The 26,092-nt window shown below is 45.1% G+C and carries 18 protein-coding genes and 2 pseudogenes; 2 read left to right on the top strand and 18 right to left on the bottom strand.

What is annotated here, in order from left to right:
- Nucleotides 1-122: 122 nt before the first annotated feature.
- The 7 genes and pseudogenes from ACTWJ7_RS11195 to ACTWJ7_RS11165 form a co-directional block, all read right to left on the bottom strand.
- Complete coding sequence (locus ACTWJ7_RS11195; protein ID WP_443145439.1) at nt 123-602, bottom strand: Tn7-like element transposition protein TnsE; 480 nt, start codon at nt 600-602, stop codon at nt 123-125.
- Between the two features lie 160 nt (nt 603-762).
- Nucleotides 763-1,653, bottom strand: a complete 891-nt coding sequence (locus ACTWJ7_RS11190; RefSeq protein WP_443145438.1) for a hypothetical protein — start codon at nt 1,651-1,653, stop codon at nt 763-765.
- Entirely contained in the window at nt 1,634-3,502 is a 1,869-nt protein-coding gene (locus ACTWJ7_RS11185) for a TnsD family transposase (protein ID WP_443145200.1), read from the bottom strand. The genes ACTWJ7_RS11190 and ACTWJ7_RS11185 overlap by 20 nt, the downstream gene beginning before the upstream one ends.
- 11 nt (nt 3,503-3,513) lie before the next feature.
- Nucleotides 3,514-5,208 (bottom strand): ATP-binding protein, encoded by a 1,695-nt coding sequence (locus ACTWJ7_RS11180; protein WP_443145199.1) that lies wholly within the window; start codon nt 5,206-5,208, stop codon nt 3,514-3,516.
- Nucleotides 5,183-7,337, bottom strand: a pseudogene (locus tag ACTWJ7_RS11175) (Mu transposase C-terminal domain-containing protein). The gene ACTWJ7_RS11180 and the pseudogene ACTWJ7_RS11175 overlap by 26 nt, the downstream one beginning before the upstream one ends.
- Nucleotides 7,334-8,172 (bottom strand): annotated as a pseudogene (locus tag ACTWJ7_RS11170) (TnsA endonuclease N-terminal domain-containing protein). The pseudogenes ACTWJ7_RS11175 and ACTWJ7_RS11170 overlap by 4 nt, the downstream one beginning before the upstream one ends.
- A gap of 121 nt (nt 8,173-8,293) precedes the next feature.
- Entirely contained in the window at nt 8,294-9,004 is a 711-nt protein-coding gene (locus ACTWJ7_RS11165; RefSeq protein ID WP_443145437.1) for an exodeoxyribonuclease III, read from the bottom strand.
- A 130-nt stretch (nt 9,005-9,134) separates the two neighbouring features.
- Between ACTWJ7_RS11165 and ACTWJ7_RS11160 the strand changes: the two genes are divergently transcribed.
- A complete protein-coding gene (locus ACTWJ7_RS11160; RefSeq protein ID WP_443145436.1) occupies nt 9,135-11,741 on the top strand; it encodes a LuxR C-terminal-related transcriptional regulator in 2,607 nt (868 codons plus the stop codon).
- A 219-nt stretch (nt 11,742-11,960) separates the two neighbouring features.
- Here the strand turns inward: ACTWJ7_RS11160 and ACTWJ7_RS11155 are convergent, their stop codons facing one another.
- From ACTWJ7_RS11155 to ACTWJ7_RS11110, 10 genes are all read right to left on the bottom strand, one after another.
- Nucleotides 11,961-13,343 (bottom strand): RICIN domain-containing protein, encoded by a 1,383-nt coding sequence (locus ACTWJ7_RS11155; RefSeq protein ID WP_443145435.1) that lies wholly within the window; start codon nt 13,341-13,343, stop codon nt 11,961-11,963.
- Complete coding sequence (locus ACTWJ7_RS11150) at nt 13,312-13,806, bottom strand: glycoside hydrolase (RefSeq protein WP_443145434.1); 495 nt, start codon at nt 13,804-13,806, stop codon at nt 13,312-13,314. The genes ACTWJ7_RS11155 and ACTWJ7_RS11150 overlap by 32 nt, the downstream gene beginning before the upstream one ends.
- Nucleotides 13,807-13,857: 51 nt before the next feature.
- A complete protein-coding gene (locus ACTWJ7_RS11145) occupies nt 13,858-15,192 on the bottom strand; it encodes a glycoside hydrolase family 43 protein (RefSeq protein WP_079350510.1) in 1,335 nt (444 codons plus the stop codon).
- 300 nt (nt 15,193-15,492) lie between these two features.
- Nucleotides 15,493-18,483, bottom strand: a complete 2,991-nt coding sequence (locus ACTWJ7_RS11140; protein WP_301878170.1) for a beta-galactosidase — start codon at nt 18,481-18,483, stop codon at nt 15,493-15,495.
- 69 nt (nt 18,484-18,552) lie between these two features.
- Nucleotides 18,553-20,142 carry a glycoside hydrolase family 30 protein gene (locus tag ACTWJ7_RS11135; RefSeq protein ID WP_301878172.1) on the bottom strand — a complete coding sequence of 530 codons (1,590 nt, stop codon included), beginning with the start codon at nt 20,140-20,142 and terminating at the stop codon, nt 18,553-18,555.
- 87 nt (nt 20,143-20,229) lie between these two features.
- On the bottom strand, nt 20,230-20,358 hold the full coding sequence (locus tag ACTWJ7_RS11130) for a hypothetical protein (RefSeq protein WP_443145433.1): 129 nt from the start codon (nt 20,356-20,358) through the stop codon (nt 20,230-20,232).
- Nucleotides 20,334-21,074 (bottom strand): carbohydrate ABC transporter permease, encoded by a 741-nt coding sequence (locus ACTWJ7_RS11125; RefSeq protein ID WP_443145432.1) that lies wholly within the window; start codon nt 21,072-21,074, stop codon nt 20,334-20,336. The genes ACTWJ7_RS11130 and ACTWJ7_RS11125 overlap by 25 nt, the downstream gene beginning before the upstream one ends.
- Nucleotides 21,067-21,954: a carbohydrate ABC transporter permease gene (locus ACTWJ7_RS11120; protein ID WP_079350512.1), complete on the bottom strand. Its 888-nt coding sequence runs from the start codon at nt 21,952-21,954 to the stop codon at nt 21,067-21,069. Before ACTWJ7_RS11120 ends, ACTWJ7_RS11125 begins: the two co-directional genes overlap by 8 nt.
- 74 nt (nt 21,955-22,028) lie before the next feature.
- Nucleotides 22,029-23,288, bottom strand: coding sequence for an ABC transporter substrate-binding protein (locus ACTWJ7_RS11115; RefSeq protein WP_079350513.1), 1,260 nt, complete (start codon nt 23,286-23,288; stop codon nt 22,029-22,031).
- A gap of 182 nt (nt 23,289-23,470) precedes the next feature.
- The gene (locus tag ACTWJ7_RS11110) at nt 23,471-24,499 is read right to left on the bottom strand and encodes a LacI family DNA-binding transcriptional regulator (RefSeq protein ID WP_301878175.1); all 1,029 of its coding nucleotides are present in this window, start codon (nt 24,497-24,499) and stop codon (nt 23,471-23,473) included.
- Nucleotides 24,500-24,838: 339 nt separating this feature from the next.
- Here ACTWJ7_RS11110 and ACTWJ7_RS11105 point away from each other — a divergent pair, with 339 nt between their 5' ends.
- Nucleotides 24,839-25,213 carry an iron-sulfur cluster biosynthesis family protein gene (locus tag ACTWJ7_RS11105; protein WP_443145431.1) on the top strand — a complete coding sequence of 125 codons (375 nt, stop codon included), beginning with the start codon at nt 24,839-24,841 and terminating at the stop codon, nt 25,211-25,213.
- A 440-nt stretch (nt 25,214-25,653) separates the two neighbouring features.
- On the opposite strand, the gene ACTWJ7_RS11100 is transcribed toward ACTWJ7_RS11105, so the two are convergent.
- A complete protein-coding gene (locus ACTWJ7_RS11100; protein ID WP_301878176.1) occupies nt 25,654-26,070 on the bottom strand; it encodes a hypothetical protein in 417 nt (138 codons plus the stop codon).
- Nucleotides 26,071-26,092 lie beyond the last annotated feature (22 nt).

The following is a 26,092-nucleotide window of genomic DNA, read 5'->3' as shown; positions in this document are numbered from 1 at the left end:
ACTCTCTTAATGCCTTAGACATTTAAGCTCCCCCTCGTTATATTTAATTCTTACATCTCTAATTCTGTCTAGTCAAAAGTGTCCTCGGTTAAACAACTCTGCTTATGAATATAATCGAATTGTTACATTAATTTGTTTAACAACATATTTGATCTATGTCTTATTCCTTTACGGCTATGTTTGCATTTAACAATTTTTATTCCTCTAGTTTCAATAGTTTTTAAAGATTTTCTGGACCATGCTCCGCTAGCATTTACAAGATTTATAAGCAGATTATGATAAATCGTACTCCAGTCTTGTTTTGAGGGAGAATATAAAATAAGAGTAGATAAAGAACGGGTTTCGCGTTCTACCTCAATAATATTGAATCGACTGCCATGTACCACATATACTTCAGCAATTACATAACGTCTCTTTGCAATACCATCGCTTAGCTTTGTAAATTTTCGTTCTCCTAGGACCTCTGGTAATACATCGGTAAATGCTCTAATTGCTTTTATCTCTGGATACTGTTCCAATACTTTCAAGACATTAATAAATTCCTGTAGCTCCCCTTGGGCTTTAATCTCATGTAGCATTTGATGTTCTAAACCCCTTGCCAATTGCTGTCCGCCACTATCTGCTGTAGAATGAATAGAATTATTCTCTCCATAGTACCTCTTTGTATTTTGTCCTCTTCCAAACGTTGCTTGGATGAACCTCGTTTTATTCGTTTGACTATTGGCACCGATGTATATTCATGTTTCAACTGATTCATCTGTACTAAATCAAATCCTCCGTGGATCCATCTACTTGCTCGTCTAATGTAAAGCCTTCTTCATCATCGTTTTTGTTTAGGGAACGATATGTATATTTCTTCGCTTCTTTTGACTTCTCTGAATGTTGTATTTCCGGATGTGAAATCGAGATATTTTCATAAGGAATATGCTTATTTTTTACATTTACAATTTGTAGTACAGTCCATGTATTATTGTCCTCTTTTACACGTGCAGTGACAATAATTGGCTGTGTAAAGTTCCATTCGAATTTCAATGACTGTTCTTGCAACCATGTAAAGGCGATGCTTTCATAGACCTGACGTAAATCACGATTCGTTAATAGCCAAACCAATTGATAAATGAAAGTTGTTTTGGTGTATTTTAATTCATACAGTGATGAAAAGCTAAGATGAATCCTATTTGTTTCATATGTTTCTGTGAAAAATTGAGGAAATGAATTTGATTCAAGCAAGCGATATAAAAGAAAGCCGTTCGGTGCTAATATACTACGTAACACTTCAATGAATGGCAGAATGACTTGCTTGCTATCAAAGGAAAATATGAAACTGCGTGAGGTTGCAGGGTCATAGCTTCCTTGGATTTTCCATGGCTTCTCATAGTAATGCACTCTATTAGGATAAATTGTAATATCTACCTCCTTGGCACCCTGCGGTGGCTGACTAGTGGTAATTACTCCATCGCTATAATAATGTTGGATAGCCAAGCAAGGCAACGTACCCCAGTCCAATAGTATTTTCATTGTGACTCCCCTTGCCCGAAAATACGCATGCAGCATTATTTTATTGTCATACCGAAAAGGATCTCCAATCCATATTAGCTTTACCTTTTCGTCTTTTCCAAATGGCCATTTAATTTTAACTTGTTGTGCGCTCATAATCGTCCACTTCCTGTTTCATTTGTATATATGACCCTATATGTGGTCTTATTTGACGAAAATGATGTGATTTCACAGCACCAATTCGTTGCACTTTCCATAAACTAACAGGTTCTTGTTTCTGCAACATTTGGTCTATAATTTTACAACATCGTCGGATTTGGAATTGCTGTGCCGTTTCTGTGATTTCATCAAGAAACTGTTTAGTTTGTGGCAGCCTATGAAGATGCTTCTCTAAGTTCGATAATATTCCAAGACGTTTTCCAACAATCGAAATAGTAATTCGAACAGGCTTATTTAGCATAATAAGTTCTTTGTAAAGCTCTTTCACCTTTGATAAATATTCAAGATCACGGGCTTCCCAATCCACAATTGCTTTTGGTTTCCCCATTGTCCGAATTCTAGGCAACTGTTTAAATAGCCATTCCTTATCATGGCGATACAAGTAGGTATATTCCCTTTGAAAGCGTCCTCTAATTTGAGTTCTTGATTCATTAGGATATTGCTTTATTCCTTTAAGTAGTTGCTCACGGTATCGTAGTAACAATGGAGAAGTTTTTTTACTTTTGGCCTTTTTGTTTTGCCCGTCCATAGATGAATATTTTTTCACTGTCTTAGAATCAACCCCGAGTATTTCGGCTTTGGCCCTTATGCTTAGACCCTCTCCGTTTGCTAAAGCTTTTAATTTTGCTTTCCAAGTATCTCCCAATGCTTTTACACGACCAATGCGATATATATCTTCGTTCGATTTATCAGGACCCTTTCTGGCATAAATAAAGCCACAAGAACACTTAAACGTCCCAATAGGAGAAATTGATTTAAAATCTCTAGTAATCGTTACATTTTTGATTACCAGTTGCTTATAATGATCAGCAGCCTTATTTAAGCATGGCCATGGACCTGTACCAAATGAACCTGCATCATCTCCAACATGCAAAAGCTTCTCTACATCTTTTTCTAAAAAGTATAGAAACAACAAATGGCGAAAAGGATGTACATGACGTTCCTCATTACGAGTTAATACCTTTAACCAATTGTACTCATTTTCCTGTTTTAACCCTGAATCATACTTTTCTAAGAACCCTATTGGAAACCTTGCTTGGAATGTATCAAATAACTCATTTTGCCTTATTCGATTTGCCGTAGTAATTAAATTCTTTTCTCTAAGAAGCAATCGATACCTTTTAAAAATATCCTTGCGTGAAATTGCATTTATATCAATATTTAATAGTCGATATGCCATTTTTGCTAACTTTACTTGAATATCAGTATTATCAAGGGACTTAACTTCCTCTAAAATTGAAAAATCCATTCTTTTTGCCTCAAACCGAATAAATTTGATTCTACTTTGTTCGGTGAAATCATCTGGATATTTCTTCAGTTGTAAATCGTGATGTGCGCACAAATTTATACCTTGCAATTGGTGTTCCCGATGTATGTATGGTTCACCATATTTATCAATATCAGCCTGGGCGCATTGTGAACAATAGTATAATCCATCTTTTTTGCAAATACCTCCTGAAACCATACCTAGCCTTGTGTAAAGACCTTTGCCATCACCTTGGACGTCCTGCATAATCTCTTGCTGTCGTTGTTTGGAAAGGAACGGGGCATAAAACGGGTAAATGGTATGTTTCGCTAACAACTTCTCTACCGAATAATGATTTCCCATCTGTTGGACCAAGGCATGAAAATGGCTGCCAATCTCTACACTCGGAATCACAGAGCGACTTTGAAATACCTCTTCCAACGTATCTTTGTAATCAATATTTCCACTGTAAAAGTGATAACGTGCAATCGCCGAATAAATCAACTCATTTGGATATGGATCCGTAAAGAATGGCAGCATTGAATTACCTCCTAATAGAATTCTTCCAAAGGATTTTTAATGTACCCATTTGCTTTCAATAGTTCATGAGGATGTTGTTTTTTGTCTAATGCTCGCTTTCTTAGCTTAAGTAATGGGAGAACCTCTGCCTTTTTCATATTTTCCTTTGCTTTATTATCTTTCTTTTGTTGATTTAAGTTAATCGCCTGCTGAATTACATCTGATTTTAGTTGATGAAAGTCTATATCAAATGGATTTTCCCCAACAATTTTTTGTACGATTTTTTTAATGTCTTTATCTTTCAAACTATCAAAAATACCCAGGGCTGCTACTTCAACACTTAAGTTTTCAATCGTGTCTTGTCGTTTATACTCGATTGTATTTTTGCGCTCTTTAAACGCCTCCTGAATACGTCCTGCTATTTCTGTGTTTCGCTTATGATTCAGCATGACTTCATCCAGATTGATCATGATATCTTCATATTTCATCATGTCAGCTAAATTGTTCGTCCGAATCGCTGTCATCATTGGTTGAATCGTTTGCATATCTTCTTTAGCAGTCTTTTTTAATACTTGTGGAGTAATTATTTCATTCGGGTTATTTTCATCGAATAAAGCTCGTTCTTGTGCTAGAATAAACAAATTGACAGCGACAGCAGTAATTCCTTGGCACTCATAGTAAAATGCCTTTTTCGTATTCTCTGTAAGCTCGGAATAGGATTTTAAGCACTGTAATTCCCAAAGCGTTTCAAGGAAGAACTCCCATTCTTCACTATCCTCCGCCATACGATCCCAAATAATAGCTCCATCACTTGCAGCCCGTCTAGCCTGCCTGAAGTTCCCCTTAAATAGCTTTTGTGCCTTAGAAGTGCCAATTAAGACCGTGGGAATACCAACTGTATTAGACAGTGTTACAAAAAAATTCAGCATTTCTTCCTGATCATTTTTTGAATGCAGTAAGTGTTGTATTTCATCAATGACTAAAACACCAATGCCATACATACTCGCCAGTGAGGTCATGTGCAACAACATTGTCGATGTGACTCGATTCAAATAACCGTATTTTTCTAAATATCTCGTACCTAGTAAATCATCAATTGCCTTAAAGAAACTTTTACAAAGCGTTGACAAACTACCATCATATGGACAATCGATTTTAAGCCAAACAATTTGTGTACGATTGAAAGATTGTCCTTCATAAGTTTCATGCTTAATCACTTGCGGATACATGAGCAGCAAGCGTTCAATTGCCGTGGTTTTGCCTATACCAGAGATACCTATAATTGATAAACTATCTGCTGTAGAGCGAATATAATTTAAACGGTCCTTGATATGCTTATGTGCAAGCTCTTCCTCTTCACGTAATTCATGCAACACTCGAACACGCTCTAAAAATGTTATGTCTAATGGATTTCGTGCTAAATAACCTCGCCGAATCAGGGTGGATAACCGACGCTCAACCTCAAAGTGAATCGGCAACGGCTGTATAAAGTTCCTTACACGTTTTAATACGTGATAACGAATATTCGTTGCACTTAATTTATCTTGCTCGCTAATTCGGGGAGTCACCATAAATCTTTCTAGCACATCATCCTCACTAAAAATCGGTGGAAGGGCTTCGATGAAAGGATTATTGGTATATTCACTTAAAGGTTGTTCCTTATAGACGCCTTTCTTAAACTCCCCTTTTAAGACAACCATGTCATTTGTTTTTCCCAAATTCCTCATCTCGTTTCTTCTTTAGTTTTTGCATTAGGCGTGAGGGTAATTTCTTCGGTGGTGTCTCATCGACTTTCTCTTTTGTAGCGAAGTTGATTACTTCAGCTGATTCACTAACTTTATTAGGCGATAAATCAAATTTTTCAGATTCACGATTTAATTGTTTTTCAACATCCTTGTTGTCACGAATAGAAGCTATTTTGGCTTTCTTACTCGTTGGTTGGTTATAAGATTGTTTTTTGTTCCTCACAGCTTTTTTAATAATTTCTTCCATTGCTGCATCAGTATTTACGGTGTGTTGAATTTGATTTGTACGTTCTATTTCCTCTAGTTCATTCCGGAGTTGCTGTTGGAATACAATTTCTTCTAAGAAATCTTCTTTATATTGCTGACTTGGTTCTAACAAAACACACGTCTCAAAGTCCATTCCGTCATCGTGTGGAATATAGATTTTTTCAACGTGTCGGGGTCATAAACAATTTCTACACTTCTATTTTTCAACTTCAAATACCAATCTTCTTCAATCGCTCTTTGAGAACCATATAAGAGATTTTTAAACTTGATGCCAGCCCTTGAAATTGTCGCCTTTCCTCGTGGTAGCACGTTCAAGCGAAGAATATTTCTATCAATTGTTCTTAGCCTTCCTTTGCGATTTTGAATGCCCCAATTCCATAAATTAATTGGCGTTGGTACTAATTCTTCAGCAACCATTTCTTTTTCAACAGGGTATTTTTCAATGACTTTTTGGTTGTGATGCAGCGCCATTGTGATAATAAGAGACGTAAATTCCTTTAAATTCAGCGTAGCATTTAAGCGATAATCCTGATCACCACGCTCTCGAAATTCCTTTTGAATTGCTCCAGGTGCCTTTTGCTTTACCTTTCCGTTAAACGTACGGAACTTTCTTTCAACAATCCCTTTCAAATCTCCACGGTAAGCCGTAGTATTCTCAATTTTAATATTAAGATTATTAATTAAGTTGTCTACCGAATAACCTTCAAACTCACCTCGGTCAGCAATAATTATTTCAGGCAAATGATGTGTTGGCCATTGCTCAGGAGTTATATCAATTCCATATTGCTTACAAAATTCTACTTTGTCTGCAACCATATTATCTAAAGCCATCATTGCACCAACCCATGATGGACCTTCTAGTCCAACGTAGAGACCTGTGATAATACGTGAATACACATCTAATACCGCATAAATAACTGGTCGTCCAATTACTTTATTTACATCAAGCGAACTAACTAAATAAATATCCGCAATAGTTGCATCAATCTGAAATCTAGTTCCAGGACCATTTGTTTCCAATTTAGAATTACTTAAAATCGGGCGATGCTTCAACTCATACTCTTTCGTACTTTTACGAAATTGAATATCTTTTTTCGGATCTTCAAGCTTTTTAAACCAATAGTAAAACTGATGATATGAGGGGTTTGGGTAGCATCCCAAATACGGTATTTCAGCTCACCGTTTTCCTTATAGCGATTAGAATAGAAGTCACGTAGCATAAAATTATAAACATCTTTTAAAGAGTATTTATTCTTTTTCCTGTAGTACTTATTGATAACGTGTTCAATTTGGACCTTTACTTCTTCTGTAATGTTAATACCGATTTGATATTCATTATTTATATTTACTCTTCTAGGACGACCAACTTTTTCTTTCGTTAAAGCTTTCGTTTTACCTTTACCACCTGAATTAGAGTAGTCAGGTAACATGGCGTTTTTGGTCATGCCACGCTGCCAATATCGAGTTAGTAGCTTTTTAACCTTTGTCTTGCCTAAGTTGCTCTCTTGAACGATTTCACGAATCTTGCTTTCTCTTCCTTGCTTTTGGAGCAAATCTGGCATATTGGGGACACAGTATTTTTGTATATCTCCCCAATCTTCTTCACGCTTACGAATCTGCACCTCTGTTAAATCATCTTCGGAAATCACCTTTGCATAAGGATCACTAATCGCTAACAGTTCACCTTGCTTGATATCTGTGGTTAGACTAGAGTATAGCTCTTTGCGTGGCATAGCACTGTTGGTGTCAATATTAACTATATAGACATGCGGTTCTTCCATATCTATTACCCGAATTCTTTTTGAATCTGTTACATATTGAAATACCTGATTAATATAAATCATCCGTACTTCACCTTCTCCAATTTACTTTCATCAATATACTTAACATCAATTGGTTGCTCTAAATCAATTGGCTTGTACATATCTGTAACCATTATTTTTTTAGCTAGCAGATGATAAAACAACGTAACACCACTTCCAAAAGGCAAGTGTGTATCTGCATCAAACTCACTAGTAATTTCCCGGATACTTTGCGAATTATTCAATAGACGATTCATAAGAGACATTGATAAATCTTCTATATGTTGGTTAGCCATTTCTCGATATACATCATAGCTACGAATATCAAAGTAATCATGGATATAACTAATATTTCTAGCCATAGTCTTATCGATTTCTTCTTCTGTTACAATACCCCAACTAGTACCTTTACGCTCCCAGTATTCCCGTTCAATTTCGAATTTCTCTAACACACGCTCTTCTAGTAACTTATCTTTCATTTTGATAGTATGAGCGACTTCAAATACACCTTGACCCTTATCAACTGTTAATAAAAAGTCCGTTGTCATAACAATTGGATCGCCTGTTTTTGGATCAGTTGGGTGTTTATTTCAAGCTCTTCCGCAATGACAATCGTCTCTTCTTGTGGTAATAAAGGAAATTGTTCACGAATATCTAAGACAACATCGGAAAATTCAGTCAAATAAAAGTAATTTCGTTCCAAATCCGATAAAAACTCATATTGTCTGCCGGCTTTTATACCTTTTAACCTCGTTGACCGACCTAATGAGGAAACATCTTGAATTTTTAGCCATGGTTGATAATCTGCCCCACTTCCAGTTCCTCTACCTTCTTTAATCCACTTATCGACTTTAGATGTTCTTTTTCTTTTCGCCACAAAAACACCCCTTTAGACAATCATATCCAAAGGGGTAAAACTTCGCAACTTTTTTATAAACATCGCGACTTTGTTTTAAACATCGCATCTTTTTTACAAACGTCGCGACTTTATTTTAAACTTACAGACAATCGATATGTGCGTCTTTCACCTTCGAAGTCAGTTGATTGGACACCAGAAAATAGTCGATACGCCAGCCCACATTCCGCTCTCTGACCTTCGGCATATAAGACCACCAGCTGTACACATCCGTCCGATCCGGATACAGATGGCGGAAACTGTCCACATACCCTGCGGCCAGCAGATCGGTCATCTTGGCTCGCTCTTCGAGCGTAAATCCCGAGTTGCCCAGATTGGACTTTGGATTCTTCAGATCGATCTCCTGATGGGCTACATTCAGGTCTCCACACATGATCACCGGCTTGGTCTGCTCCAATTGCAGCACATATTCCCGGAATCGATCCTCCCATTCCAGTCGGTAAGGAAGTCGGGTCAGATCCCGCTTTGCGTTGGGGGTATACACATTGATCAGGTAAAAATGGTCAAACTCCAGCGTAATCATCCGGCCTTCCGGCTCGCTGTCTTCCTCTATTCCGTACCAGACGGATAACGGCTTGATTCGAGTAAATATGGCTGTGCCGGAGTATCCTTTTTTCACCGCATAATTCCAGTATTGATACACGTCTTCTCCCAGATCCATCTCGATCTGACCAGCCTGAAGCTTCGTTTCCTGCAAACAAAAAATATCGGCCTGACTCTCATCATAATAATCCATGAATCCTTTGGTTACACACGCCCGTAATCCATTAACATTCCAGGACACCAGCTTCATATCCTCATCTCCTCACATCTCTCCAATATAGCATGCGCGAATTCGGAAGGACAAGCAGATGAAGAGGAATTCCTGTGTTTTTGTCGAATTATGGGGGATATACTCCGAATGATCAGGAAAGGAAACATATATGTTGATGACCCTTCAATCCAAGCTGAGCTTGCCCTACCTCCATGTTCCCACACTGGAGCGTGAACGTCTGAATCATCTACTCGCTGAAGGACTTTTTCGAAAATTAACGCTGGTCACTTCGCCTGCCGGATATGGGAAGACAACGCTGGTCAGCCGCTGGTGCAGCCAGATCACACAGCCGCTGGTGTGGATATCACTAGATGCCGGAGATAACGAGCTTATCCGATTCTGGCAATATATCGCAGCCGGTATTCAAACCGCCCTGCCTGAATTCGGTGTGAAGCTCTATGCGTTCAATCACCTGCTCCTCAGTGGCGACAACGAGATGGCGACGGTATATCTATTGAATGAACTCAGTCGAATGGCTGGGCCGCTGATTATCGTGCTGGACGATTTCCATTTCATTCAGGCGGATGAAATCAGGCACGCCTTTGCTTATTTCCTTGAATTCATGCCTGCCAGCCTGCATGTTATTCTGATCAGCCGTGAACTGCCCGATCTTTCACTTGCCAAACTGGAGCTTGAACAGGCAGTGCTCCATATTGAAGCCGATGATATGCGGTTTACGGAGGCGGAAGGAATTATGTTTTTCCGTGATCTGATGAAACTGGAGCTGCCCGAACAGACCTCACGTTCCTTCGTGGATCGTACCGAAGGTTGGATTGCTGCATTGAAGCTTGCTGCTCTCGCGATGGAAAAGCATAGCACATACCACGTGCTCAAAGAGCTTACGAGTAACCCTCGCTTGTTTGAATCCTACTTGCTGGAGGAAGTATTCCGCGACCTTGCTCCGGCAATGCAGCAATTTCTGATGGACTGCAGTGTGTTGCCACGCTTCAACGCCGCTCTGTGCGGAGCCGTCAGCCAGCACCCACAGCCCGGACTTATGCTGGATGAAGCCGAGAAATCAGGCCTGTTTCTGATTCCGCTACATGATGCAGGAGGCTGGTATCGTTTTCACCCCCTGTTCTCCGCGTTTTTGCTCGCTCAGCTCATGAAGTTATATCCCGGCAGGGAGAATGAACGACGACGCAGGGCTGCCGAGTGGTGCATGTCGCAGCACATGCCCGAAGAAGCCATAGAGCAATGGCTAGCCGCAGGCAACTATGATCAGGTGGCCGATCTGCTGGAGAACATGGTGGATCGTACCCTCATGCGTGAATGGTCGACGATTGGCCGCTGGCTGGGGGCTTTGCCTGAATACGTGCTGCTTGCCCGGCCCACCCTGCACTTCTCCTATCTGCTCTCGCTCCTATTCGGACGCCAAAGTATACGCTTTGAATCCGAACTGCGCAAAATGGAACGCAGGCTTGCCTCAGACGGGGCGAACTGGACTGAAACTGAGCGCCAATCGGTATCCGGCAATCTGGTGCTAATGCGTTCGCTCTACTCGACGTTCAACGAACAGAACAATCTGGCTGCACTGAACAATCTTCAGCAGTTCCAGGAGCATCTGCCCCATATGGGCAACTTTATTCTTGGTATGTTTGACGGGCCTGCCCATCCTACCATGCTTGGTGCATTCCGCGGTCAATTCGGACAGCTTGCCAAGCCTATCGCAGAGCCCTTTCTGCTGCACATTATCGAACTGATGCGCAATCTGAATCAGCCTGTGCTGGCTTGGCTCTATATTGGATTCGGCGAGCTGCACTATCACTGGAATGAAATGGACCAAGCACAGCATTATATTCAACTGGGCATGGAAGCCGCTGATCTGTTTGAAGATACACAACATCGCGCAAGCATCCGCCTTCCCGGCTGGATCTACATGGCGCGCAGCCTAACTCTTCAGCAACGGCATCAAGAAGCGGTGCAATACCTGAACGAAGCAGTGGCTGAACTGGAAGAGCAGCAGATGGATGATGCCGTCATTCACGTGCAGGCAGAGCTCGCTCGCATGCTCCTGATGAATGGTGATACCAGACAGGCCATCGACTGGATTGGTCGGTGGAAACTTGCTGCCACAGATCCCATCTCCATCTATCATTTGCATATCTATTTGCAATTGGCACGCTTTCTCATCCTAATGGGCAAAACAGAGCAGGCCCTGCCGCTGATTGAACGGCTTGATCAACTGACTGAACAGGAGAAACGCCCCATCGAAGCTATTGAAACTAATCTACTTCATGCACTGGCATTCTCCGGCTCGGGACGAATGGATGCCGCACTGATCTATATAGGCCAAGCGCTTCATCTGGCAGAAGCCGAAGATTTTATTACCCTGTTTTTGCAGGAGAGCGCCGCCTCAGCCGGGTTGATCCAGTCCTATATGCAGCTGAAGCCTAGCCATGAATGGAGCATCAGAAATAAACCGTCCACCTCTTATGTGAAGCAGGTGCTTGAGGCCTTCAACCCCCGCCCTCTTTTCGGGCAGGATTCCACGGCTCCCCACCTGATGGAAACCGTCGGTTCACTCACCCCGAAAGAGCGGCTGGTACTGATCCATATGTCCCATGGACATGCAAACCGTGAAATCGCGAGCCGCATGAATATCGGGACAGGCACCATAAAAACGCATATCAATCGCATATACAGCAAGCTTGGCGTCACGTCCAGACTGGAAGCCATTGGTAAGGCGCTGGAAGCCGGATTAAACGAAGAATGAAGATGACGGAAGGATGCTCACACCAAGTCGGTCAAGTCGACCAGTCAGGTCAAACATACCGAAGCAGGCTAACCAGCACATTCTGGTTAGCCTGCTCATACACAGGGCGGATCATGATTGGCCTTCATGCAGCCGCGGAGCACCGCGGCTTTTTCATAGCTTCAGCTGATGCCTCTCCCCTCCCTCACCTCCTGACGCTGCTCCAAACATGGACAGAAGCTAATTGACCTTAACGAGGCTCCATTGCTGATTGGCCCCGCCATTGTCAGCCCATTGGATTGTTGAAGCTCCCGCACTCATGGACCCTTGATTGATATCTACTGTTAGACCACTGTTGCGGTTCACAAGAACAAGATAACCCCCAACGTCCACGGGCAGCCACTGCTGATTGTTGCCGCCGTTATCCTGCCACTGGATCAATGCAGCTCCACCCTGCGTGGAACTCTGATTTACATCCAGCAGCAGACCACTGCCTACGTTACGGATTTTATAATAACCGTTGCCCGCAGACTCCAACTTCCATTGCTGGTTCGCTGCGCCATTATCGTTCCACTGGATAATCGTTGCACCCCCGACAGTGGAAGCCCCATTGACATCCAGAGCGAGACCGCTGTTCCGGTTGATCAGCTTGTAGATCGCCCCGGATTCATATCCTGTGCTGCCATTATACGTCGCGCCGGATATGACATAGGTCGTAACCGAGCCCGCCTTGGCGGTCGCTGTAAACTTTTTATTCTGAATGTTGATGTTGGTCAATTGCTGCAACTTCTCCGTAGAGGATGTCCGATACACTTGAGCAGACGATCCAACACTTGTAAACTGACTCAAATCATACGTCACCGCTGTATCACTCGAATCCGAATTGGTAGTCACCAGTACCACTTTGCCGGAAGAAGCATCATAGGCGGCAAGTGTATTGGCATCACTCATGCCGATGATCTTGGTTCCGGGACGAATAAACTTGCTGTAGTTGCCCATGACATAATATTTCTGATTCACGGTGTAGCTGGTCGTTTGCGTGTTATTCAGTACGTTTTTGAAAAATCCCCAACCATCCGCACTATCTACAGCCTGCCAGTACACCCACGCACTGGCTCCCATGTTGCGTATATCCTTAAGGATCGTGCGTGACATCGTTAGTCCGCTGGCATCCCCGTCTCCATATTCTGAGGTCCAGAGATGTTTTCCCGTTGAAGTCGCTGTATTCCGCAACGATGCACGATTGCTGCCCCCATAGGTATGTGTGTTAATCTGACTGATCGCAGACTTCACAGCACTGCTGTAACTGTTGAAGGAAGTAGTTGTGTCATCCAGACTGTATTCTTCCGGTGCGCTCAGCTTTGTTGACAGTCCCTTTGCTGTGAGTGAAGATTGCACCTGGCTCAGAATCGTGTTCTGATCTGCTCGATCAAAGTGCATGCCCTCCTGATTATTGCCCAGCTTCCACCAAGTGGAGATCGGTTCATTAAGCGGGGTTACCGTATCGAACGTGATGCCCCAGTTATCCCGGAAATGCTTCACGACCTCTGTGAGATAATCAGCAAAATCATCATAATAATCCGACTTGAGATTATTGCCACCATTCGCCGAAACCGGATACACTTCCGCTAATCGTCATCCAGTAGGGTGCAGAATTCGCAAAGGCTTCAACGACGTTAACTCCATATGATTTGGCTGCTTGCAGCATATACCTCTGATTGGCATCTGCATTCCAGTCATACACGCCCGGGGAAGGCTGATATCCCGGCACGGCTTTGCGATATTCCAGAACATTCGATGAAGGATTATCGCCGCCTCCAATGTTATAACGAAGAACATTCAGACCGAGCCCGTTGGTAGGGCTAAACATCTTTTCCGCATATTCATCCCGATTGGAGTACTCTCCAACCACCTTCCCCCACCAGGCAAGGGACGTTCCCCAACCTTCGATCGTCTGATATTGCTTCGAGGGATCAGCCGTGGCTGTATAAGAACCCGCAGCGGATGCTTCCGTACCCAAGCCCAGACTTCCTGTGAGCAAACTGCCTGTCATCAACAGAGCCGCCATTCGTTTCAACCATTTCATTCGATTCACTCCTTCAGAAGTAAAATGAGTTTAATTGAACCTTTTCACGCTTTACTGTGCAATCTCCCTGAAGGTGGCGTCCGACTTGTCAACTGCCGTTACGATCGGTTCCAATCGAAGCACGCTGTTCACATGTCTCAAGTAACGGTCAGGGTAATTCAAGGATGCATAAGAAGTCCAGGAAGAGTTGGCAAGACCATGAACACGCTTGAACGTGGCATCACTTTTGAAGGTTGCACTGCCATCATTTTTCACAAGTACAATGTCATAGTTGTAATGCCTCAAGAAGTAGCCCGGATAATTGATGGACTCGAACGATACCCCTGATGAATCAGCCAATCCAGGAACGATGCGAAACTGTGAATCCACCGCGGGGCTGACATTGGTGTCAATTTGGGCCTGATAGTTGTAATGGCGGATATAGCTGCCGGGCACATTGTACGATTCCAACCTTCGAATATCGCCTGGCTGTCCTGTCTCCTTCAACACAGTCATGTGCCGAACCAATCCGGTCAGACCGGCAAGCTCCTGCTTTGTACTCCAGGTCTGGAACCCGTCGGCAGAGTCGCTGTAATAATATTTTTGCGTGGAATAAGCATCAAAATAGATTCGCCAGGAACCGTTATCCAGCTGGACGAGCGCAGGTCCCTCTACCCATGAGCCCCAGCCGGCCCAATCGCCTGTCCCTTTGAACGTGTAAGGTCCGGTGAGAGAAGTAGCTGTAGCATATTCGATATATTTGGTTGTCTCATTCTTCGTAAATGCGTGATAAGTTGAGCCGGTCTTAACGATGAAGGTATCGATGTAGTTGGGTGCAATGCCTGCAAGCTCTGTGGCAGCAGACCACGTTGTGGAAGACAGCGTTGCATTGGTGGCCGTGATGACATAAGGTTTGAAGTTCTCATAGTTGCCTGGGGAGATGGACACGATGATGTTCAGACTGCCATTACTGTCTTTGAACCATTCCGGTGCCCAGGTATGTGCAATCGTGGTGGGTGCAGATAGCGTAATATTCCGGACAAACGTCCAGTTCACCTTATCCGGGCTGGATGCAATGCCGATCGTATTGCCTGACCAGTTCGTAGTATAAACGACATAATACAGCCCATCCGTATGCTTCATGATGCTGGGATCACGGATCAGATTGGCCGGGGGTGTATAGGCAGGCCCTTTAAGCAAACCGTAATTCGTCGCATTGTAGGATTCGTAGATATACAGATTGGATTCGCTCGTATTGGTAAAAGCCGAGATCGTGTATACACTGGTTGCTGCTCTGGCTGTATTGGGAAATAACGTGATGAATAGAAGCACAGCTCCGAGCAGGATGATCATGCCGTACTTACAAGTAGTGAATAACCTTGTACTCCATCTTTTCGTTGTGAACATGGGTCATCTCCTTATCCAAAATGTGGGACAGGAATATCTTTCTTTTGCCAAACATCACCCCCTCACAGATCATGTGACTACACGCTATTCTATTATGTAAACGGTTTCAATAAGTGGTAATAGCGATCCTCATCGTCCATCCATCTTAACCGAGCTGCCCGGAGATTCAGAATCTATAGATTCAATTATCCGAGCAGTCTCCGCTAAGAGAGGCTAAGAGAATAAAGGCGACTACCTAGAACAGGACACGACTGATTAGAACAGACCCCGTTCCCTTGCAGGGTACAATAAAAAGAAGATTTACTCGACCACAACCCATGGATACTGGGACAAGTTATCATACAAGAAGCGCACCCGTTCTGGCGTCCGGCCTTCCTCATCAAACAGCAGCAATTCATTCTCATCCTGCAGCCAGGATACCGGAATTTTGTAATCCTCTTGCGGACCGATCTGCCAGTAACGTCCCAGATGATGCCCGTTCAGATGAAGTGTTCCCTTGCTCATCCCGGTAAGGCGAAGCATCAGGTTCACTCGGTACTGTTCTGGCACAGCTGATTTGGAGAAGCGCCAGCGGTACCAAACAGGCTGACCATGCGAATCGCTACCCACAGAAATGGCACTACGATTGCCACTATAGCCAGCAGCCTGCCCACTTTTAGTGAGATCACCTGACTCATTTGATGCCTCATACGTCTCCCATTGTTGCGGCAGCAAGGCATCCGTACCTGCCATGCGCCAATCCTTCAACTCCTCTTCGCTCCGGTAAAGGATCAGTTCCAACCGGTTCAAGGGTGTTCTGCGATAAGGCATCTCCAGCGTGTTGATCTCTCCCGGTCGTAAGTAAATGGAAAGATCCAATGTGTTGAACGAAAACCAGTCCTGATATCCATCCATCGGCACATCCATGCCATTGATGCGTAACCCCTGGCTCACCGCTCCAACGAGAATCGCACGGTCCATGCCATCCAGCGTAAAGCTTCTGCTCAGAAGCGGAGCCTCCTGAAGCTGATTCACTTCATCAAGGTGAACCACCCCATGCTCAGTCCGCCAATTCCGGCGGATATCCTGAACGGAACCACCGATATACACAGGTCCTGCCAGACCTTTGCTTTCACCCAAATATGGAGAAAAATTCAGCCTGCCCATATGCTGTACCAGCACCTGAAGTGTATTCTTTCCTTTCGTCGTCTGCACCTGGACACCGGCTGCACCAACTTGACGCACCAGCGCTTTCTCCACACGATTAACATATATTCTGGCCGTGTCCTGAAGATCCGGCAGAATGAGCGTGGTGATTCCATCCTCCGGACGGTCGAAGTCGCACTCGTACAACAAATACCCAAAATCCTGTCCGTACTGGGAAAAATGATCGGGTTGACCACTCGAAGCACGCTGTTCCGCTGTCAATGTCACACGAGACAGCTCAGGGGAACCCGACAGTTTCGGTGGCATTGGTGGCGTTGTGAACTGCGCATGCTGAATGGCTGCGGATGACTCCTGAACATGTCCATCCTGTACGCCGCTCTGTGAATCGTTTCCTTCTCCGTGTATGAACTCATGTCCAGTCAACGTCCGTTCACCTTCCGTCCAGCTCCCGAGAAGCAAAATATTTCGATTCGGATCAGAGATCATCCCTGTGACCTGCCCTGAAAGGGAGACATCAATATCATCAAATCCGATTGCATATCGCAGCTGATCCGGCTCTCCACCTCCATCGATTCTCCACGTGCGATCCATCATTTCCTTGTCCAGTATCACAAACCGAATGGAGATACCGCTTGCCTCCAGATGAATGATGCCTGGCTCTCGGAAATGTACCAGATCGAAGCGATAGGCTCCGTTTAACTGATCATGTTCAACCAGTACTTGCATGTTGCTACGCTTTACATTCAAGGCGTTCGTTTCCAGTTCCACGACTGAACGCTGTCCCGCATCCGCAATGATGAACAGAGTCAATTCCCCGTGCACTACTTCATTGCCCGTAATCATCGTGCCGCCTGTCAGGTATACATTCTCGGCAATCTCCACCCTGTCCAGTATCGGAATAATCTGCCCCGGATTCAGAGATACAGGGAGCGTCCGGCCTTCCTCCAGCGTGACGTGAACCGTCTCCCGCTCATCCTTGTGACTCTCAAGGAACCATATCTTCTCGCTGCCTTTAGACCTGCCTCGTACCGAAACGCCGTGTGGATGACGCACCTTGATCTGCTCTGCTGGCACTTCCTCCGTCTCCATCAGCAATGTTCCAAACGCATGGACAACATAGGATAACGTTTTGGCTACAGCATACTTGGCCGTCACCCGCCCGTACTCGTTCAGCGGCGCATCATAATCGTAAGAGGTAATCATGAAAATATCGCTGCTGCCCACGGTTCTGCCACCGTATCCGCCAAAGTTGGTCCCGCCGTAGAACATGTAATGACTGATTCCGGTATAGCCGGTGCGAAGAATTTCCATCATGCGTTTCTCAAACAATGGCGCCGTCTTCTGAATGGCAGAAGGCCCACCCCAATTTTCAAACCATCCCGTCCAAAATTCTGTAACGATCTTCGGTGTATCCGGCTGCTTCTCCCGAAGCTTCGCATAATGCCCATCAGCACCCGACCAGAAGTTGGCCCCTTCGATTGTGCCCTCCGCACCACCCACACAGGTGATAAGCGGAACGTCGATCCCTCGTAAAAGCAAGCTATCCCGAAGATGGTTCATATGAGCACTCGCTGCTGCATCATCCATCAGATATTCGTATTCATTCTCGACCTGTACGAGAATAACTGTGCCTCCGGCAGATAGCTGGCGCTCGCGGATGATTGGAATAATTCGGTCAAAATACAGATCTACATAATAGAGATAGGCTTCATTATTTTGTCGGAACTTGATTCCCGGCTTCGTTTCCAGCCAATACGGGAAGCCGCCGAAATCCCATTCAGCGCAAATAAACGGACCCGGCCTCGCGATGACGTACATGCCTAACTCTGCACAAAGGTCCAGAAAGGCTCCACAATCATTGTCACCCTCGAACGACCATTGTCCTTCTTCCGGTTCATGCACGTTCCAGGCAAAATAGGTATCAATGCAATTCATGCCAGCCAGCTTTGCCTTCATTAATACTTCCCTCCATTCCTCCCTCGGCATGCGGAAATAATGGATGGTAGCACTGTTCAGAAAGACTCGTTCTCCATTCATGATGAAGCTGCGTTGATCGTAAGTCAGTTCGGATTGAACGCTGCGCTCAGCGCTGGCCTGTATACTCTTCTCCTGCTCCTGAAGCAAAAGGGATGGTTTCTCTGTCAAAGATAAGCCCTCCTTCTCTGTGTTTAAGTTCATATGTCCTGTAATTCAAAATTAGATATTGCTTAACCCTCAGTTCGCCTGCATTGTTATGCCTTCCAATACCACGGTGGTGATAGAATTGTCCGCAGTCGATACTTCCAATCCATTGGCATACACCGGAACATCTTCAAGCTCCTCCATGTTCCGATCCGGTGACGTCTGGTACACCTGTGCCGTAGACGTACTATTGAGGTCAAACGCCCCCAGTTCAAATGCTGTAGTTCCGGCAGATAACTCATTGCGAATGACCAATACCAGTCTCTTCTGCTCTGCATCATAGGCAGCCAGTGTTCGCCCATCATCTGTTGGAATAATCTTTGCACCTGGACGGATGAACTTCGTAAACTGGGCCATGCCATAATACTGCTTGGTCATCTCATACTGCTCTTCTCCATTAAAGTTGGCATGAATAAAGCCCCAGTTATTGTTGGCACCTTCATCTTCAACGGCCTGCCAATACACCCATGCAGAAGGCTGCATGATTTTCAGATCAAACATGATGCGCTCCGCCAGTTCCTGCACGGAAGTCATGTCCTCGTGACTATGCGGTTCGCTACCGCCTGTTCCGTACTCGGACATCCACAGTTTCTTGCCATACCGTTCAGCCAGCGTGCGCAGTTCTTCCATTTTGCTACCATTATAGGAGTGCGTATTAATCTGGTCGATCACATCGAGCGTGTCCTGATCATAGAGGCTGAAATTGTGAACGGTCTCGTCAATGCTGTTATCGTCCGCAGCACTGATGACCGTATCATCCAGTCCTTTACTTTTGAGCGATGCCGCAACCTTCTGGATAATCTTGGCCTGTTTGTCATTGGTAAAATGGCTGCCTTCCTGCATATTGCCCTTCTTCCACCAGTCCGAGGATGGTTCATTGAGCGGGTCAAGCGTGCGGAACGTAATGCCCCACTCATCGCGATAATGCTTCACGACCTCGGTCAGATAATCTGCAAATGCATCATACTGATCCTCTCGCAGATTGTTGCTGCCATCCACCGCACCCGTAACCGAACCGCTGATTGTCATCCAGTAGGGTGGTGAATTGGAGAACGCTTCGGCAATGTTGACCCCACGTTCGAGAGAACCCTGTAATATGGCACGTTGTCCTGCATCTGCCTCCCAGTCCCACACGCCGGGTTCAGGCTGGAAGCCGGGAACATCGCCTCCGGGCCGAAGGGCCTTCATGTCGGGATTCTCCTCTCCGCCAATGTTGTAGCGAACAATGTTCAGACCAAGTCCTTTCTCCGGGTCAAATACCAGGTCCATGACTTCATCGACCTTTGATTGATCTTTCCATCCTCCAAGATTGTTGGCCCACCACGCGAGCGACGTACCCCAGCCTTCAAAATGATCATAGGACTGCTCCAGCTTCAGACGTACCGGTTCACCTTGGAATGCAATTGTTTTGGATGATTCGTTGACAAAATGATTGATGATAATTCCTCCTCCAGCAAGCAGCGCGACCAGGGCCACACTCATCAGAATGTAGCTCTGCTTGCACCACCGGCGATGCTTGTTATGTTCATTCCTGTCATGCCGAATCCGATTTTTGTAATCATGCTTGGTATGAACATGGTTATCATTCCTGTCGTTCTCAAAAGGGGGGTTGTTATGATCCATGATGCATACGCCCCTTTCCCCATGTGCAGTATCGTATTCGGTCGCTGGCTTTCACGCTTGGCTGGTTCTGCAATGCTGCACCTCCCGTTACTTGATTCCGCTGCTGCCGCCACTGATATTCGCTTCATAGACATAACGCTGACCGAACAGATACACCAGCACCATCGGAATGGTCAGGAACAGGGAAGCAATCATAACGAGGTTCCATGGCGGCATCTGTCCCCACCTACGGTAGTCAGAAGCTGAACACCGAGCGCGAGTGGCATTTTCTCCGGATCATTGATGTAAATGAGCGGCCCCATGAAGTTCCCCCAGTTATAGGAGAATGAGAAAATGGCGATGGCAGCAAGTATCGGATACGTGAGCGGCATAATGATCTTCCAGTAGATTCCCGGATGTCCCATGCCGTCGATCATGGCAGCTTCATCCAGCGACTTCGGAATGCTCATGACGAACTGCCGAATGAGAAATACATTGAACGCTCCAGCGAAGAAGCTCGGTACGATCAATGGAAAGAATGTATTGATCCAGTCCAGATGGCGGAAGATGATGAACTGCGGCACCATCGTCACTTCGCCCGGAATCATCATTGTACTGAGCAGTACAATGAACAGGAACCGACTGCCTCTCGCCTTGATCCGAGCGAAGCCGTAAGATACGACCGAAGCGGACAATACCGATCCGACAATGGTAATCACGGTAATAATGACTGAATTTTTCAGATACGTACCCAGATTGTTATTCGTGAAGATTGTGTAGAAATTGGACCATTGGAATTCGAGTGGTATGAAGGTAAAGGCTGATTTTACTGTTGTAGCATCACTCGCCAAGGCAATGGAGATCATGTACAGGAAAGGGGAAGCAAGCAGCACCCCAACCAGAATCAGAAAGATGTAGGATATCGTTTTCTCCACAGTGGATGGATTACTCATTGGCTTTTCCCTCCTCGTAATGCACCCATAGCGCCGACGAACGGAACACAACCAGGGTCAACGCCATGATGATGATGAACAGCACCCAGGCAATGGCCGATGCATACCCCATCTTGTAGAACTGGAACGCATTCTGGAACAGGTAAGGAACGACCATCTGACTGGCATTGTCTGGTCCACCTGCTGTGACGATGAATACCTGTGCGAACGTCTGGAGCGCTCCGATCATTCCGGTGACGAGATTGAAGAAGATGACGGGAGTCAGCATCGGAAATGTAATGTGGAAGAAGGATTGCGAGCTCTTCGCCCCATCAATGGCGGCGGCCTCGTACAGCTCCTGAGGGATACCTTTCATACCCGCCAGCAGCAGTACCACGCCGCCCCCAACGCCCCATAGTGACATGAGAATCAAGGCAGGCTTAACCCAGTTTGGATCGAGAAGCCACGCAGGACCCTGAATGCCGAAGATGGCAAGCCCCTGGTTAATTAACCCTTCCGTTGGCGCAAGCAGATGGATGAAGAGTAGTGAGCTTGCAACCACCGGAACGACGGAAGGCAGATAGAACAGGATGCGAAAAAAGGTAATACCCTTAATTTTTTTGTTAAGGTAATAGGCGATCCAGAGCGAGATGGACATGCCCAGCGGAATCGATATTAATGCGTAGAAGAAGGTATTGCCGACGGATTTCCAGAAGATCGGATCATCGGTCAGCAGGTTTTTGTAATTGTCCACACCGATGAATTCAGGAGACTGGAACAGATCCCAATTGGTGAAGCTCATGTAGATGGAAAACAGAATCGGACCCAGGGTAAGTCCAAGGAATCCAATCAGCCAAGGCGAGATGAAAATATAAAACCATTTCCCGTCCTTTTTTCTCACGTTAAGCCCTCCCATAACGAAGCGAGCAGACGGAACCCGGATTCATGCCGAATTCCGTCTGCTCCCTGTCGATGCTATTTGTAGATTCTTTCCAGTCCGCTCTGAATTTCAGTCACCGTATCGTCCAGTGAGGCTTTATCGTTGAAGTAGACACCCAGCTTGTCATTAATGAGCTTCATCATTTCATTCCATTGCGGATTGAATGGTTCTGCGTAAATGGTGGATTCGCTGAAAGCAGCCATGTTGATTTTCTTGCCGCCGTATTCTGCATTCAGGAACTCATCACTGGACAGGCCGGCCTTCGTAGCCGGGGCATCCTGACCCGCTTTGATCATCGGCAATTGTGCTTCAGGTGTAGTCAGCGCCTCAATGATTTTGAATGCCTCTTCCTTATGCTTGGATGCGTTCGTAATCGTGAAGCCATTGAAGAATGCGTTGGTCTCTCCCCATATCGGAGAAATGTCCCAATTGATGCCTTCCACCTTGGCAAGTGAACCGATATTCCAGAATCCCGTCGTTTCCATCGCAATCTTGCCTTGGGCGAACAATGGGTCAGCACCGATATTTCCCATGTCGGCAATTTCCGTTGGTGTCGGCCCCACACCATGTGTGAAGGTAAGGTCATTCATGAATTGCAACGCTTTACGTACAGGTTCGGTATTAAAGGTAGGTTTGCCGCTCTCATCAAACAGGGAACCACCGTTTTGATAAATCAGCTGCATCCATTGCGGCCACCAGCTGCCCGGGTAGTAACCCCATTGAACCGTTTTGCCATTCTCCTTCACCGTCAGCTTCTGAGCAGCGGCGAGCAAATCCTCCTGTGTCCATTCTTTGGTCGGATATTCCACCCCAGCCTTGTCAAACAGATCCTTGTTATAAAAGAGCACCATCGCTCCTGCGCGGTCCGGCATTCCGAACTGTTTACCATCGAATTTCATCAGGTTTGCAATGTCGTCCGAATAACGCTCTGACATATTCACATTGTTGGCCTGGATCATATCATCCAGCGGAACAATTTGATTTTTGGAGGCGTACGCCTGATAGTTCTCGGCAATCATCATGATGTCCGGTGCAGTTCCTCCGGCGATCATTGTCTGGACCTTTTGGTCATAGTCCCCGGCAACAACGTTCAGTTTCACATTAATATCGGGATAGGTTTGCTTCACAATGTCGAGTCTCTCCTGATAAATCTTCTTCTCATCCTCCGAGCCCCAGATCGTCATGCTAAGATCGACCTTGCCGCCAGCTGCACCGCTATCCCCCTTGCTACAGGCTGTCAAACCCATAACCATGACCAACATCAATAACGAAATGACCTTTAAACTTTTTCTCATACCGTACGCCCCCTCGAAATATGAATGGAAGATCAGACAACTGAAACCCGTTTCATGAAATGGGTTTCATAAAGTTTAAAATTAAAACCCGTTCCAGTTTATGAAAGGGGTTTCATTCACGACCTCATTATATTTCACCCTCCGAAGGAATGTCAACGCTTTCTTTTCCAAACATTCCCCAATTATCGTGGTGCATGTCCACTACTCTGGCGTACAACAAGATCTGGTTGCAGAACAGTTTGTTTCTTCGGATTGCCCTGATTAATCAGCTCATGCAGCTTATCTACGGCCAGCTTACCCAGCTGATACGTATTCTGGGATACGGTCGTTAATTCCGGTATAACCGCGCTGGCGAGCGGCGTATCATCAAAACCGACAATGGAAATATCCTTGGGAATCGATAAGCCATGCTCAATGGTCGCCTTAATCGCACCAATTGCCGTGTAGTCGTTCACACAGATCACCGCAGTTGGAGGATTTCCGCGATCCAGCAGCTTGGACATCTCTCGTTTGCCGTCTTCAATGGAGAAGCTTCCGAGCAGTTGGCGTTCTTTGGGAATTTCGAGTCCATGCTCACGCAGTTTTTTCTGAATGGCTTTGACCTTAACCATCGTGGTAGACAACTCCTTCAAACCGCCCACAAAAGCAAAATCCCGATGTCCCAGTTCGAGCAAATGCTCAGCAGCCAAAACCGCCCCTGCCCCTTCATCCGTGTACACGCGGTGGAATCCACCTTTGGCAATATTGCCATTAACCAGCACGATCGGCATGCGTTTGCCCATATCAATCAATTCCTGAGCCATGTCATCCGGACAGACCTGCATATTGATTCGTCCACCGAGAAAAATAATGCCATCTACCCGCTTCTCGCGCAAAATGGACAAATACTCGGACTCCCGGCTGTAATCCCCGGCCGTATTGCACAGGAAGAATGTATACCCCAATCCACGTGCCTCGTTCTCCGCTCCCCAGAACACTTCCGGAAAGAAAGGATTCGTAATGTCCGGCAGGATGATCGCAATCGTTCCCGTTTCTTTCTTGATCAGACTGCGCGCCTGCGCGTTGGGTTGGAACTGGTGTTTATCAATGATGGACATGATCTTCTCCCTCGTGCTTGCACGCACAGGTGCCGTATCATTCAGCACACGGGAGACCGTGGATACGGATACGTTCGCTTCTTTGGCGATGTCATATATAGTAATCGGTGTCATATGTGGAACCATCCTTTTTCTCTAATATTCCTGCTTATCATACCAGATAAGGTATCGGGATGAAATGGGTTTCATTCCGAGGCATATTCACGAGTCAAATAAACAGCTTGTCGTAGGCATTCACGATCTGTGTACCGTTGCTTGACTGAATCAGCGACATCTCTCCATGGGTATGTCCTCAAAAAACTCCTCACTCATTGAGATATGTAATATCTGTTTTCCTTGTAGATAAGCCTTATATGAATGCGATTTCGCTTCTTTTCATTTATTTTACCTTCTATTCTGCATTCATGTTCCATATATTAGATTGTAAGCGAATTCATAAGGTATTAGAGGAGTGTGAACGACGTTATGATCATTCAGGTCAGTCCGCTGGCAGAATCAAGACTTAACGCGATGCTGGGAGATCGGCCAGGCTATTTCAAGCTGTTTTATGACACCGATGGATGCGGATGTGATGGTACTGCAGTGCTTCTGATCGTTAGCGAGCCGGACAGTGATGACATTCGGATTGAATCGGATTCGCTTCCTTTTCTCATTAACAAACAGCAACAGATCTATTTCGAGCCTTGCCTTCGCCTGCAATCAGAGAACAGCTTCCCTTCCTATCGACTGAGCAGTGATTCCATGATCTACGGCAGCAATGTCAAGGCCCATGATCTTCGGGATACCGCAGACACTTCGTCGCAGCCGCTCAGTTGGTTCGTACGATAACCTCACTGATCTTGAAACTACAAATAGGACAAAAGCCGGCACCCATAAGGGTTGACCGGCTTTTGTTATAAATTTCTCTTCCTATAAATCTGTCACGGAATCGATATTTGCCCCGTCCAATCCAAGGCATACGTAGCAGAATCGTAAGCTAAGACTCCTATGGTGTAGCTACCCGCTGTAAGCTTAAATCTGATCGTTTCCTGAGGAATCCCCCCTTACGCGATTCTCAGAGGAAAATATATCTTCACCTTCTCTATGTATACATAAACTGAGTTCGCAAAAAATGGATGAGCATCCAAAACAGCTCTGATTTATTATCTCTGTCAGAGGAATTGGATAAATACTGCCCTCCTATATTTTTGAAACATCATAAAAAAAACCTTATACTTCGCTAGATTCCATAGAATCAGCTTACTCTAGGCTTCTCAACATAAACATACTTAATAGATGGACACCGTGTCCGATGGGAGTGAGATGGTAGAGATTGCCTCCCATGTACTCACTTCCTCTATTTCGGTAATCGTCAACTTGGCAAAAAAACTGTATCCCCCAAATCCCTCCTTGTCGGTGACAGCGTCCTTGAACGCAGAGAATTTCGTTTTCAAAAACTTTTGTTTGGATATGTTTAGATCATATCTAAGCATAATACTCACTTCGATCTTTTCTTCTGTTTTATTCAGTTCATATTCGTCTATGAGCGTTTGAAGTGGTTCAAGAATCACTGAAGGACAGATTTTTTTCACTTTCACTGCTTTGACCACAGGTGCCTTCAATTGAGCTTCTTTAGCCGAAGCTACTGAAGGAATGAATAAGAGACACGCGATGAAGGAAATGAATACTTTTCTTCGTGTTTGCATCAAGTTACCACCTTCTCACTCT

This window comes from Paenibacillus sp. 1A_MP2, from assembly GCF_052244825.1.
GTDB classification, from domain to species: Bacteria; Bacillota; Bacilli; order Paenibacillales; family Paenibacillaceae; genus Paenibacillus; species Paenibacillus vandeheii.
This window is presented reverse-complemented; position numbering and strand designations above follow the sequence as displayed.

Coding starts and splice junctions, on each gene's coding strand:
- ACTWJ7_RS11180 (WP_443145199.1), bottom strand. CDS start 5,208: ATGAGGAATTTGGGAAAAACAAATGACATGGTTGTCTTAAAAGGGGAG.
- ACTWJ7_RS11150 (WP_443145434.1), bottom strand. CDS start 13,806: ATGAAATGGTTGAAACGAATGGCGGCTCTGTTGATGACAGGCAGTTTG.
- ACTWJ7_RS11110 (WP_301878175.1), bottom strand. CDS start 24,499: ATGACACCGATTACTATATATGACATCGCCAAAGAAGCGAACGTATCC.
- ACTWJ7_RS11160 (WP_443145436.1), top strand. CDS start 9,135: ATGTTGATGACCCTTCAATCCAAGCTGAGCTTGCCCTACCTCCATGTT.
- ACTWJ7_RS11115 (WP_079350513.1), bottom strand. CDS start 23,288: ATGAGAAAAAGTTTAAAGGTCATTTCGTTATTGATGTTGGTCATGGTT.
- ACTWJ7_RS11145 (WP_079350510.1), bottom strand. CDS start 15,192: ATGTTCACAACGAAAAGATGGAGTACAAGGTTATTCACTACTTGTAAG.
- ACTWJ7_RS11190 (WP_443145438.1), bottom strand. CDS start 1,653: ATGAGCGCACAACAAGTTAAAATTAAATGGCCATTTGGAAAAGACGAA.
- ACTWJ7_RS11165 (WP_443145437.1), bottom strand. CDS start 9,004: ATGAAGCTGGTGTCCTGGAATGTTAATGGATTACGGGCGTGTGTAACC.
- ACTWJ7_RS11185 (WP_443145200.1), bottom strand. CDS start 3,502: ATGCTGCCATTCTTTACGGATCCATATCCAAATGAGTTGATTTATTCG.
- ACTWJ7_RS11100 (WP_301878176.1), bottom strand. CDS start 26,070: ATGCAAACACGAAGAAAAGTATTCATTTCCTTCATCGCGTGTCTCTTA.
- ACTWJ7_RS11130 (WP_443145433.1), bottom strand. CDS start 20,358: ATGCCGCCATGGAACCTCGTTATGATTGCTTCCCTGTTCCTGACCATT.
- ACTWJ7_RS11135 (WP_301878172.1), bottom strand. CDS start 20,142: ATGGATCATAACAACCCCCCTTTTGAGAACGACAGGAATGATAACCAT.
- ACTWJ7_RS11125 (WP_443145432.1), bottom strand. CDS start 21,074: ATGAGTAATCCATCCACTGTGGAGAAAACGATATCCTACATCTTTCTG.